The sequence below is a fragment of the Chryseobacterium polytrichastri genome (assembly GCF_900142445.1).
GTDB lineage: Bacteria > Bacteroidota > Bacteroidia > Flavobacteriales > Weeksellaceae > Chryseobacterium > Chryseobacterium polytrichastri.
In genome coordinates this window covers 85440-97971 of the sequence record NZ_FRAV01000008.1, presented here as the reverse complement: position 1 = coordinate 97971, position 12532 = coordinate 85440, and the positions used below count along the sequence as shown (strand labels likewise).

The 12532-nt window shown below is 32.7% G+C and carries 14 protein-coding genes; 6 read left to right on the top strand and 8 right to left on the bottom strand.

The window, feature by feature from the left end; translation table 11 throughout:
- Positions 1-33 precede the first annotated feature (33 nt).
- The 6 genes from BUB80_RS06875 to BUB80_RS06850 all read right to left on the bottom strand — a co-directional run bounded on the left by BUB80_RS06875 (position 34) and on the right by BUB80_RS06850 (position 5772).
- Positions 34-420 (bottom strand): nuclear transport factor 2 family protein, encoded by a 387-nt coding sequence (locus BUB80_RS06875; protein ID WP_073292147.1) that lies wholly within the window; start codon positions 418-420, stop codon positions 34-36.
- A gap of 4 nt (positions 421-424) precedes the next feature.
- Positions 425-985, bottom strand: a complete 561-nt coding sequence (locus BUB80_RS06870; protein ID WP_175549573.1) for a nuclear transport factor 2 family protein — start codon at positions 983-985, stop codon at positions 425-427.
- A gap of 287 nt (positions 986-1272) precedes the next feature.
- The gene (locus BUB80_RS06865) at positions 1273-1908 is read right to left on the bottom strand and encodes an NAD(P)H-binding protein (RefSeq protein ID WP_073292143.1); all 636 of its coding nucleotides are present in this window, start codon (positions 1906-1908) and stop codon (positions 1273-1275) included.
- A gap of 23 nt (positions 1909-1931) precedes the next feature.
- Positions 1932-2792 carry an AraC family transcriptional regulator gene (locus tag BUB80_RS06860; RefSeq protein WP_073292141.1) on the bottom strand — a complete coding sequence of 287 codons (861 nt, stop codon included), beginning with the start codon at positions 2790-2792 and terminating at the stop codon, positions 1932-1934.
- 405 nt (positions 2793-3197) lie between these two features.
- Positions 3198-5342, bottom strand: a complete 2145-nt coding sequence (locus BUB80_RS06855; protein ID WP_073292139.1) for an outer membrane beta-barrel family protein — start codon at positions 5340-5342, stop codon at positions 3198-3200.
- A gap of 97 nt (positions 5343-5439) precedes the next feature.
- Complete coding sequence (locus tag BUB80_RS06850; RefSeq protein ID WP_073292138.1) at positions 5440-5772, bottom strand: DUF6249 domain-containing protein; 333 nt, start codon at positions 5770-5772, stop codon at positions 5440-5442.
- Positions 5773-5876: 104 nt separating this feature from the next.
- Between BUB80_RS06850 and BUB80_RS06845 the strand changes: the two genes are divergently transcribed.
- The 5 genes from BUB80_RS06845 (at position 5877) to BUB80_RS06825 (ending at position 9934) form a co-directional block, all read left to right on the top strand.
- Positions 5877-6422 carry an RNA polymerase sigma factor gene (locus BUB80_RS06845; RefSeq protein ID WP_073292137.1) on the top strand — a complete coding sequence of 182 codons (546 nt, stop codon included), beginning with the start codon at positions 5877-5879 and terminating at the stop codon, positions 6420-6422.
- Positions 6409-6801, top strand: coding sequence for a hypothetical protein (locus BUB80_RS06840; protein ID WP_073292136.1), 393 nt, complete (start codon positions 6409-6411; stop codon positions 6799-6801). The genes BUB80_RS06845 and BUB80_RS06840 overlap by 14 nt, the downstream gene beginning before the upstream one ends.
- 108 nt (positions 6802-6909) lie before the next feature.
- The gene (locus BUB80_RS06835) at positions 6910-7749 is read left to right on the top strand and encodes a DUF5694 domain-containing protein (RefSeq protein ID WP_073292134.1); all 840 of its coding nucleotides are present in this window, start codon (positions 6910-6912) and stop codon (positions 7747-7749) included.
- A 655-nt stretch (positions 7750-8404) separates the two neighbouring features.
- On the top strand, positions 8405-9100 hold the full coding sequence (locus tag BUB80_RS06830) for a tetratricopeptide repeat protein (RefSeq protein WP_073292132.1): 696 nt from the start codon (positions 8405-8407) through the stop codon (positions 9098-9100).
- Between the two features lie 414 nt (positions 9101-9514).
- The gene (locus BUB80_RS06825) at positions 9515-9934 is read left to right on the top strand and encodes a hypothetical protein (protein WP_073292130.1); all 420 of its coding nucleotides are present in this window, start codon (positions 9515-9517) and stop codon (positions 9932-9934) included.
- A 66-nt stretch (positions 9935-10000) separates the two neighbouring features.
- Here the strand turns inward: BUB80_RS06825 and BUB80_RS06820 are convergent, their stop codons facing one another.
- Positions 10001-10492: a cupin domain-containing protein gene (locus tag BUB80_RS06820; RefSeq protein WP_228433709.1), complete on the bottom strand. Its 492-nt coding sequence runs from the start codon at positions 10490-10492 to the stop codon at positions 10001-10003.
- Positions 10493-10956: 464 nt separating this feature from the next.
- Here BUB80_RS06820 and BUB80_RS06815 point away from each other — a divergent pair, with 464 nt between their 5' ends.
- Entirely contained in the window at positions 10957-11934 is a 978-nt protein-coding gene (locus tag BUB80_RS06815) for an SDR family oxidoreductase (protein WP_073292128.1), read from the top strand.
- 130 nt (positions 11935-12064) lie between these two features.
- Here BUB80_RS06815 and BUB80_RS06810 read toward each other — a convergent pair whose 3' ends face one another.
- A complete protein-coding gene (locus BUB80_RS06810; RefSeq protein ID WP_073292126.1) occupies positions 12065-12463 on the bottom strand; it encodes a hypothetical protein in 399 nt (132 codons plus the stop codon).
- Positions 12464-12532: the final 69 nt, after the last annotated feature.

Sequence of the window (12532 nt, the reverse complement as noted above, 5' to 3'; positions counted from 1 at the left end):
CAGTAAAAACTTTAACGTTAAGTTTTTTTTTAATTATTTATCGTAGAGATGAAAAAGCTTTGCAACGACTCTCCATTTTCCATTAATTTTGATTAATGAATGGTAATCGGTGAAATCTTCATCTGCAGCATCGTGTTCCATCTCGATGCGAACAATTGCCGTACTAGGCGTTTTGTGTAAAACCGTAAGATTGGTTTTGATGTTGGGTGCTGCCCCAAATTTCTCAACATAAGTATACAGATTATCGATACTTCCTTGCGACAAATCATCACCTAAATGACCATACATAATTGCATCCTGATGAAAGGTCTTTTTTAATTCTGCTACGTTTCCTGTTTTTAATCCGTGGACATAGCCCTCCATTGCTTCCAAAACATCTTCGTAGTCCATAACCGTATTTATATTTTTATTTACTGACATAATTTTATTTTATTACTTGATAGATTTTACTGATGATTTTCCAATCGCTACCATCTTTCACTAAGGTAAACATATCAGCAAATTTGTTGGTTCCGAACTGAGATTCAATTCTCACGATTGCAGCATCACCTTCTACATTCAGGGTTGTCAGTTTATAATTTGCTTCCATTGGCTCGGATGCTGAAAACCCATCGATTAATACCTGAATTGGAACACTTTTCAACGCTCCATCTTCAGACCACGACATTGTTGCAGTTGATGCAAATACTGGTTTTGCAATATTGCCATCACCTTTTCTTCCTGCTTCAACGTATAGATCTATTGCTTTCAGGATACCTTGTTTTTGTTCTTGATTGTTTTGCATAACTTCTGTTTTATTATTTTTATTGTTTTTATCTTGACAGGAAATTAATAATCCACCAATTGTTAAGACTGAGATAATGGTCAACGCTGATATTGTGGAAAATATCTTCTTCGAAGTTTTTCCAATAACTTGCCTTAAACCAACAGCATTACTATCTGTGGAGCTTGGAAGAATGTTTTTTTGTTCTGGAATGTTTTTCATAAATCGTCTTGTTTTTTTGAGGATTGTTATTTTTACGAGCATAAATTACTGTTCTATTTGGCAGAATTATTAAGCTTTTTTTCTATAACAAAGGTACAATGACGAAAGAATGATAGTTTTTCTAATTAGTTCAAATATTTTGACTAATTAGTCCTTTTTTGGAATTGGAAATTGTGAAATACAATGTGAAAGTTTCTGCCTAAATCAGATTTAGCTAAATTTTTTTTTTAATAGCAAATTTAAAACTGACTGGAAGAATATGATTAAATTAATGAAATACCTGAATTTTATTTGATTTGATGTAAAGCTTCAGCAATCGGCGTATCGCCATCGTGCATCAAAATAACTTTACCGATTGTTGAATGATTTTCTAATATTGCAACGAGGGTATCTACCACATTAGCAATAGAATTAGATCCCGGATTGGTAACATTAGTCTCTATTTTCTCCGTTCCTTGTTCTTCTTTGAGCGCTCCCGGCTGCAAAATCGTGTAATCAAGTTGGGTTTGAGTGGTAAGATAAAGGTCAGCATAGTGCTTGGCAATATTATAATCTGTTAAGTCGCTCAGGAAAGATTCTTTCCAACGTTCAGGTTGCAATGCGAAAATAGAACTCAGCATAATGTAACGTTTAACACCAACTTTCTCTGCAGCTTGCATCGATTTTATCGCTCCGTGTAAATCTATCTGCAGAAGATTTTTCCCACGTGAACCAGAAACAAAATAAACAACATCAACATCCTTCATACTTTTTGCAATCGTATCAATATCACTTAGCAAATCAATGTGGCTATGCTCAATATTATCCAAGTTCTTTTCTGGCTTTGGGCTTCTTGAGCCGGCTACAACTTGATATTGAGCAGCTAATTTATCAACTAAAAGAGATCCAACTCTACCATTTCCTCCAATGACAAATACTTTCATAACTTTATATTTTAAATTATCTACTAACGAGAGGTACTTGGTGCCTGTCCGTGAAATTCTTTATATATTCTTGAAAAGTGAGAGACATTCTCAAATCCTAAGGAGTAACAAATATCTGAAACAGATAGCATCGTTGTTTCCAGCATATCTTTAGCCTTTTCCAATCTCTTTTCTCTGATCCAGGTTGCGGGTGCAACATTGTATATATTCTGAAAATCTCTCTTAAAACTTGACAAACTTCTGCCGGACAGATAAGCTAGTTCAGCAACAGAAACCGGTGAAGCATAATGCTGTTCCACGACATTACGGATGTCTGTACGCACAGGTTCGTGTAGCTGCAGGATTTGGAGGAACATATTTCGATTGCATTCTGCAACATCATATAGCAATTCCATAATTTTCAGCCGAAGTTGTCCGGGATGAACCACAGATTGATCAAAAAAATAAGGTTTCATAGAATGTGCAAATGCAACCAAACATTCATTCATTGGGTAAACTCCTGTTTTGATTTCTCCTTCAGGTTTTGAAACCTTAATTTCTGAGGTTGACAAAAATGACTTTAAAAGATCATCTTTGATAGTAAACATCAAGCTGTCATAGATATTGTCGTTTTCAGCATTGCCGAATTTATGATACTTTACAGCAGTTGCTTTTTTAAGCAAAATCATATCATTTTTACCAAGCTTATATTCCTGTTTTCCATAATTGAGAATTACGGATCCCTCCAAAACAATCATTAATAAATGCTGTTCGAGAAACATTGTTCCTTTCACTTCCGTACTGTGTATACATTGCTCAATTAGAGAGCAACCATCTAGCATCAAGGAATTTTGTGGAGCATCGCATCCAATCAACGAAGTTGGAACTTTTATCATTTTTATCATTTACTCCCTTTTTTAATACTCAATTTGAGTCATTTCTGTTTCATACTAAGGTAAACAATAAGTACAAACTCTAAGACAGTGTATCCTGTAAATTTGGCCTCTGTTTATTTTGGAGATATAAAGTTATACACTCTCCAATAAACACAATGTACTTTTTAGCTCAAATAATATTACTTATTAGTTCAAATGTGTTATATACTAAGGAAGATTGAAGCACGCTTTTTTAAATATTCTTTATCAATTTTTTGAAGAATGAAATATAATAAAAGTAGATTGAGTTATATTTAAAAAACTATTGAGACTGTAGGAGATGAATGTATAGGAATTTATTCCTGCTCATACTCCCGAACTTCTTTATAAATCCTTCATTAAATTATTAGATATCTTTTCGGTGTTGAGTACAATCTAATTTGAAAGATCGTTATTTTCAATTTTTCTTCTTGTACTTTTTATCTCATCTCTCAGCCTTCCAAATTTATAGGTGACATTGAAACCGAATGACCTGTAATAGTCCCTTAGATAATTATTTTGATAGAAATCTGCTCCTTGAGTTTCCGTAATCGCTTTCCTGAACTTATTAAATGGATTGTTGATATACGCAGAAAATGACAGCTTATTATCCAAAATACTTTTGCTGAAACTGAAAGAGGAACCCATAAATGCATTCGTTGTACTTAGAAGACCAGCAGGCATTCTGCTATTGATATCAAGATTTGAATTGATATTCCAGTTATTTTCAAACTGATAATTAGCTGATAAATAAATATAATAAGTAAACAGATTGTTTTCAGCTTGAACCCCATTCACTTTTCCCTTAATAAAGAAGAAAGCTGAATTTCCATTAATTCCTAAAGTCAGTTTTTTTGTAACAGGATAGTTAAGGTTGTAATCCAAACCAAGTCTGCTAATACTACTTGAGTTTTCATAAGTTGTTCTCGTTATATTTGTTACTGGATCATAAGATGAGACTTTTAGATCAATTTTATTAGAAAATGAATATCCTAGTCCAAGATTCAGATTGATCTTATGATTATAATAATAATTTGCGATCAAATCATTATTGACAACAGGTTTTAGGTAAGGATTTCCACTGATCTGAAAATAAGGATTTGATTGATTAGTGAAAGGATTCAGACGATTGATTCCTGGTCTTTTGATGCGTTGTGAAAACCCGAAATTAATGCCATGGTATTCTTTCCAGTTTTTTCCGATAGAAATATTGGGAATCAGATTTAAATAATTCTGGTCAACTTCTGTATTGGTAGAAGTGAAATTAACATTCGTATCTGTACTTTCCAGCCTTAAACCTGTCTGGAAATTCCAGTTGAACAAACTAAACTTTGTAGCTATGTAAGCTGCGTAAATGTTTTGTTGGTTTAAAAATTCATCAGAGTTTAAAAGGTTTTCCGGAATTGAGGTATATTGACTAATATTTTTTCTGAGTATGGCCTTCAAGCCTGTTTCCAAATAAACTTTTTTGATATTTTTCACAAAATCAATCTGGAATGTATTTTCGCTGTTTTGATTGTTATTATTTTGATTGATACTATTTTCAGAGTTTGTGATTCTATTCTGAAAATCCGTCAAACTATTTACCGCGTAATCAAAATTATTAAATCTGTAAGAAAAGGTCAACAATTGGCTTTTATCATTTTTAAAACCGATCTGGTAATTTGCAGAAGCTTCAAAACCTTTTCCATTACTATCAGAATTGTTATTTGAATTATTGTTTTCTGTCAGAATATTGTGTTGCGAAAAATTGGAATTAAGAAAGTCATTTGATTTGTTGTTGGCAAAATTGGAACCGAACTGAACATTTAAAAGATTGAAACTGTCAATTTCGTAGCTAACATTAACGTTGAAATATCCACCGTTTTCTTTACCTGAAGTTCTTCCATTTTGAATCAGATTATTTAATAAAGTTTGTTGTGAATTTTGATACTTGATCTCAGGATTATTTTTAATAAAACCGCCACCATAAGCAGAGATCCCTAATTTATTTTGTTGAACATTCAAAGAAAATCCAGCATTGTATCCCTGTTTAGGAATCCTCAATCCAAGATTAACAGAAGCGTTGTAGCCTTCTTTCATTTTCTTGGTTGTAATAATATTGATAATCCCGGAAGCACCTTCAGCATCATATTTTGAAGATGGATTGGTAATGATCTCAATGTTTTGAATAGTACTTGCAGGGATGCCTTTCAGTACATCTTTAGGATTGTTGGTAAGAAGCTGCGTTTCTTTTCCGTTGATTAAAATTTTAAAGTTGGTGTTCCCCTTAAAAAGAATATTTTCGTTGCTGTCCAATGAGAGATAAGGCATCTTTCTCATCATCTCCAGAAGATTTTTAGATCTGCTTTCCGGATCTGACTGGACATTATACACCAGCCCATCAATTTTTGTTTTTATCAAAGGTTTTTTTCCGTCAATGACCACTTCCTGAATAGAGGTTTCGTACTGAGCTGAAATAGAATCTTTCGCTTTTTCCTGAGCTTTTAAATTATTTAATAATAAGATGAAAGTGAACAGTGAAATTATTTTTGTTTTCATAATTGTTGTTTTGAGATAAGGACATAAGGATCCTGAGAACAAGGTTTTTGTTCTTAAAAAAAGTGAAGTGTTATAATTGATTATTTATAGAAGAAAACTATTTCTTCTGATTTTTCATCAAGAAGTAGTATGTAAGGAAACCGAGCGAAACAAAGACCGTCATTACCCCATAAGGAAGCGGTGAATTTTCATTGTATGGTATGAATTCCAACACGATTAGACCGATTCCACCGAAGAGTAAGATAATTCCCCATTTCAACATTTCTGAACCAACACCTGTCAGGTTATTGAGAATGAGAAACATTTTATCATCAATAGTTTCTTTGTTCAATATCTTCTTTTTCAGGTCATAATTCGTTAAAACTACGATTACGATGGAGATTGCAATCAATATTGCAATCATTACTATAAAGGGTGCAAGATGTTTCATTGTTGACGATTTAACCAATAGACAAAGAAATGTATTTCAGGTTACAAAATATTAAATACATTAGAAAATTGTAACCGATTGTAAAAATTGCTGTCTAATAGAATATGTTCGATGAAGAAAAGGTCATTTATGATATTTTAAAAGGCAACCTGAATACTTTTCAGATCGTCGTAAAACAATATCAGAATCTTGTCTACTCTATTTTGAACAGGATGCTGACAAACGAAGAAGACATCGAAGATGTTGGTCAGGAAGTTTTTATCAAGGTTTTCGAAAACCTGAAATCATTCAAAAAAGAATCTAAATTATCGACGTGGATTGCCAAGATAACCTATAATATTGCTATCAATTATCTGAAAAAAGAAGTCAAAAAGAAATATGATAATTTGGAGGACAGTATTGATTTCCAATTCACTTCGGAAACACCGGAATCAAAGCTAATCGGAAAAGAATTTGAGGAATATCTGAATAAACTAATCCGTGAACTTCCACTGCAATACAGAACGGTTATCACTTTGTATCATTTGGATGAGTTGAATATTCAGGAAGTTCACAAAATCACAAAATTCCCCGAAGGAACGGTAAAAGTTTATCTCCTTCGAGCAAGAAAATTATTAAAAGAAAAATTACAGAAAGATGGATACCCCTAGAAAAAAAATCACCAGCGATCAAGAGCAAAATAACAGTTATTGCAAAATTTCAGGATCAGATTCTAAGCTATATGATTTCGTGGACAGCAATCTGAAGAAAGAAAATGTTGATGGCTTTTCTTTGGGATTCTCAAAAAATATTATCCGAAAAATTGAAGCAAAACAACAGCGTAGGTTTAATCAAAAAATCTATTGCTTAATCTCTATTTTAGTGTTAATGTGTATTCCTTTTTTTCTCAGTTTCCTTACTACAGAATTTATTGCAGTGCTGTTCTCACTTGTATTAAAATATAAATTTGTATTCACCTTTTTAATCATTGTAGTGATTTCAATTCAATATGGCGAAAAATTTATCAACGCTAAGAAAGATCTCCCCTGAGATGAGATATTAAAATTAATATGTAATATTTTGAAATAATGAAATTTAGTTCAATTGTCTTTTATGTAACAATTAATTGCCTTGAAATGTCTTTATAGAAATAGTATTATGAAATCAATTAAAATTACAATCTTTCTGGTTTGCTTCTTTAATTTTATATATAGTCAAAATAGAGAAGTTCTTATTCTCGGAACTGCCCATTATTCCAATATTAAATCAGATTCCATCACAAGTGTTCAGAAGCAAAAAGAACTGAGGGAAATTCTGGATGCTATAAAAAAGTTTAATCCACAACAAATATTAGTTGAAAGACCATCTGTTCAGGATTCTATTTTTAATATGGCATTTGAATATGCTAAAAAAGGTCAAAAGTTACCAAAAGATATAAATTGGCTTCTAAATAATGAAATTTATCAATTAGGAATAAAATTAGCTGTAGAATTAAAACTCCCTCAAAGTGTGCAGGGAATAGATTGGAGATTACCAGATCTGAATTCTAACGATAATGATTTTAAAAGTGATATTGAGAAGAATTATTTTTTTTATGCTAAAAGTGTTTTAAGTCCCAACATAAAATATAAAGCGGATAATGCGTATTCAGAATCAATTGCTGCAATACACCATCAATTTGAAAAGTATTATGGAATTGAAAAAAATATATCTCTAAAAGAAATGTATTTGACTCTGAATGACCGAAAAAATATTGAAAAATTATATCTGGCTAATAGATTAAGCGAACTATATTTAGATACAAAGTTTGGAGCAGAAAGGACAGAGATTGGAAGTTTTCGTGACTACAAGACTTTAAGAGGCGCATTAAATACCATAAAGCCCGATGCCAAAAGGATATTAATAATTTATGGTGCAGGGCATACCTATATGCTAAGGCAACTTTTCATGTTCTCCGGTCAGTTTAAGCTACGAGAGATTGATGAATTTTTACGATGAATATTAAAAAATGTTGACTAAAATTTAGTGGGTCATATAATTATATTAAGTTTTGCTATAATAGGATTTTTTTCCTGTAAACAATCTACTAAATCAAAGAAAGATAAAGTCAGAACAGAAATTTCAGATTCCTTAAATTCAGAAATGAAGAGACATTTATAGCAATTTCAATATTTTGATTTTAAAGATTGATTTAAATTAGAAACTATAATATTATTATGTTTACACCAGAAAATGCAAAATTTTGAAAATCATTTTTAAATATACACGTTTATTCAAAAATAACAAACTGAATTATAAAATCATATGTAAATCCGGCAAAAAATTACTGGAATTACATATATTTTATATTAAAACAATGTGTAATTTAGTTGTTACTAGTAATTTTAATCACAAACCGTATATTAACAATTTAGAAAAAGAATTTGAAAAAAGGAATTGAGAAATTTAGAACGCAGCAATATTACTTAGGTTAGAATGACAAAAAATTGCAGGCAACAAGGGTTTTCCTTCAGACGGGCTTCAGTAAAAAACTTAACGGGAATTTTTCAATTGAATTTTAATCTCGTCTTTTGTGCTCTAATTTCCCGCCCGAACGTAAAGTCTTGAAAATTTGATAGCAAGTGTATTGTGACACAATAAAAATAACTAAGAGATGACTAAAACTTTTAAAATAACAACCACTGACGATTGGAACTCTCTACTTAAAAAAGCTGAGAGTGGCAATACCAATGCAATGAATGACGTTGCATATTGGTATGATAACGGGTTGACAATTGATAACATTGAAATTGTACAAATTCAACCACAGTTAGCATTTGAATGGATAAAAAAATCGTATGAAAATGGAAATTTAGATGGAATAGAAAAATATGCCGACTATTTAAGCAACGGCGAATATTTATATTGTGAAAAAAATATAGAATTAGCAATGCAGCTATATGAAAAGGCGATGAATGAAGGATCAACAACTGCAACTCATAGTCTAGGAATTGAATATCGAAATAAACAAAATTTTAAAAAAGCATTTGAACTTTATAAAAAAGCAAATCCTTCAAGTGAATTTTTCCAAGAGCTTTCAATCGGTTTATCTCATTATTATGCTATTGGGACAACAAAATATAAAATGAAGGCATTAAAGATATTCGAGAAAATAAAAATAGGCAAAAATTCTGAATATGAAGTCGATGAAGCAAATTATTTGATTGGTAAAATCTATTTGGAAGGGGAAATCGTTGAGCAATCAATTGACAAAGCAAGACAATATTTAGAACTTGCAGACAAAAACGGAGACCACCGTTCTGCACAAGAACTTTTAATAATAATTGGACGAAAAAAAATGATTAACTAAAAACATTGGTTTGTCACTAGAGCACGCCTGGATTATTTCTATCAAACATCTGTACAAGGTTTAATTTTAGAAATTATATTGAACTTTTTAGCTAAAATTTCTTCATATAACCAAGTCGATTCTTATTGATAAGAGATATGAATAAATCTCAAAAACGATTTTACGTAAGAGCATCATTCACAGACATAAATAAGGAGAATATGAAAGTTTAATAATGAGACACTGCAAATTCAGGAGCCAAAACGCATTCAGGGCTATGTGATGGCCCAGCAAAGATTGTCTCTGAATCATGTTTCTTACAAAAAAAATTATGATTATTTTGTAGTCACGCATTCCCCATTGACTAACGATTCGAATATTTTTAGGGCACATGGATTTTGTATATCTTAATAAAAAATTAGATAACCGAAAAAAATGAATAAAAATGTAACGTTATTTATCATTTGTGTGATGTTCAATCTGATCATAGGAAATTTGGTCTTATTAGCATTTCTAGCAGATACCTCCATCATTTACCGTTTTCTAATTTCACTCGGTACTACTGCGATTTATGCATTTGCTTTTCTTACAACAAACAAGCAAAAATACAAACCAACCAAAATCAAAATAGTTTTTACAGCCGTAGTTACTGGTTTCGCCTCTATGCTAGTAGCCTGTATTTTTACTTCGATCGCAATCAGGCTACCCTCTGATAACATGATAACAGCAGGGTTAAAAGGAATAATACCCACTTTTATTTTTTCACTTATTTTCGCTTCCCCTGTCTGGATACTGATTGTAGTAGGTAATTTTCTATGTTTTAATAATATGAAATATACATCAGATAAAGAATGACAAGAACAACAATAGAACCTGTATTATCGATTATAGCAACCCCCTACTCTAACCAATTGTATACAACTATTTTGTTTTTTCACCGCTGGGATCGTCTGAAGGATTTATATAGCTAATACCTAATGGACCATACGCACTCACCTGTGTTTCATAGCCTCCTGATTTAGCCCAATGAAAATGAGGTGTATTAGCAGGAAGTACAAACACGCTTCCCGGCGGATAAGCCTTTAATTTTGTCGGATCATACTTTTCTCCAATACCAATATAAAATACGCCGCTAATAACCGTATACACTCTCGTTTCAGGATGTTTATGAGGCATTAATACGACATTGGAAGGAAGTCTCACCCTTACCACATAAGGACCTTCCTTCTTTGGATCCCCAATCAAAACAGCAAGTCGGGCTTCTGGAGGAAAAGATGGAAACGCCGACCATTTGATATCTTCTGCATAGATATCACCCACCTTGTCATTTTGTAAACTTTGTGCCTTGGTATACTGAACTCCTAGCCATACCATACTGCAAAATAGAAATTTGAAAGAATTTATCTTTTTCATAATCATTTAACTATTAATTTTCTTATATATAACACTTTATTATTCGAAGAGTTATTATACTTGGTTCCCTAACATATAATGATGAACTCATCTTTTTCAGACTTATCATATTTCATTTTCAGTTCGAGTATACTCGTAGATATGTAAAATAAAGTCTCTACTCATCAGTTCGCCAAAGGTATACTTGCCATTCCTCGTTACTTTTTCTGTAAATAGTACCACAAAGTACGGCCGTATTTAACAATCTATTATGTGACCTACATCACATTTACATTGGGCTTCGATATATATGATTAACGACACCTGGATTTAGCAATATTTACTGAGAGGGTTTATAAAAAATTTTTAATGCATCAAAACAAAAACATTTGCATTATTTTATATGTATTCCTCTCAATTACTGGAATAGGTATTGCTTATATTATGAATCAATAACATCTTATAACATCAAATTACAATCACATATGGACGAACAAATTACAAGAAGAGAAGCAATTGACAAATTAGCAACCCTTATTAACCCAGCTATCCCATCAGATGATCAGGAAAACGAAGAACAATCCCGTTTGGAAGACCCCACCACTAAACATCCACAACCACCATTTAACAAACAGTTCCAGCCTTTTCCCGGATTAGCCGGTAAAATGGATCCTGTTCCAGATCACGGAGAGGAAAGTTATGTAGGTTCCGGGAGATTGAATGGTAGAAAAGCCCTTGTAACGGGGGGAGATTCTGGTATTGGTCGTGCTGCCGCTATTGCATTCGCCAGAGAAGGTGCAGACGTTGCTATCAATTACCTGCCAGATGAGGAATCTGACGCTATTGAAGTGATCGATTTAATAAAAAAAGCAGGCCGAAACGCCATAGCCATACCTGGAGATATAAGGGATGAAGCATTTTGTCAGAAATTAGTTTCTGAAGCGGTCAACCAGTTAGGAGGTTTGGATATATTGGTAAATAATGCAGGTCATCAAAAAACAAATGAATCCATTCTGGATATCAGTACAGAGGACTTTGACAGAACAATGAAAACCAACATCTATGCGCCCTTCTGGATCACAAAAGCTGCATTGCCACATTTGAAACCAGGTTCCAGTATTATTGGACTATCTTCCGTCCAAGCTTATGATCCTTCAGCTGACTTATATGATTATGCACAGACAAAAGCAGCAACTACCAGTTACGTAAAATCTCTAGCGAAACAATTAGGACCAAAAGGCATCAGAGTAAATGGTGTAGCGCCAGGACCTGTATGGACCGCTTTAGAAGTAAGTGGTGGTCAGACTCAAGAAAACTTAGTGAAATTTGGTGAGGATACCCCCTTAGGAAGACCAGGACAACCTGCAGAATTAGCTTCTATATTTGTACAGTTTGCAGATAATGATGGAAGTTTTGCAACAGGACAGATCTATGGTTCAGCCGGTGGAAGCGGTCAACCATAATTTGATACAAAAACTTTCATTAAATAATTAACTCCAAAGTACTATTACTTTGGAATTAATTATTTATATTTTTTATAATTTATCAAACGCTGATCGCTTTAAAAGATATAAAATAATACGAGACTAACTATTATTTTATCTTATCATAGATTAATTTTGTTACTACTGCACCAAAAAGATAATAAACAACCGTCATGACTTTCTTTTGATTGATTTCTGCAACTGGAGAATCATCGAGTCCCATTTTCTTAGGCAACAGGACTACCCCTAATCCTGCCGTGACCCCCGAAGCGATACTAAATCCTGTGGTAGCAGTGGTAGCATAATATAAGCCATTCCCTATAACATCCCCTGCTAAGGTAGCAGCATACAGTTGATCATGATCTGTTATTTTCATCTCTACTTTGTTCAACGCCTTATTTAAGGCCTCTTCTCCCACTTTATGTACTTGGGGAACATTGTCAAAGTTTTTCCTAATAATTTCGTGTAATAGGTTTAGGGCAATAGCCCCTCCTAAGCCAGCAATCATTTTAAAAAACAAAAATAGAGAAGCTAAGCGTCAGTTGGCTACTCTTTCAATTTACCTATTTTCTTTATC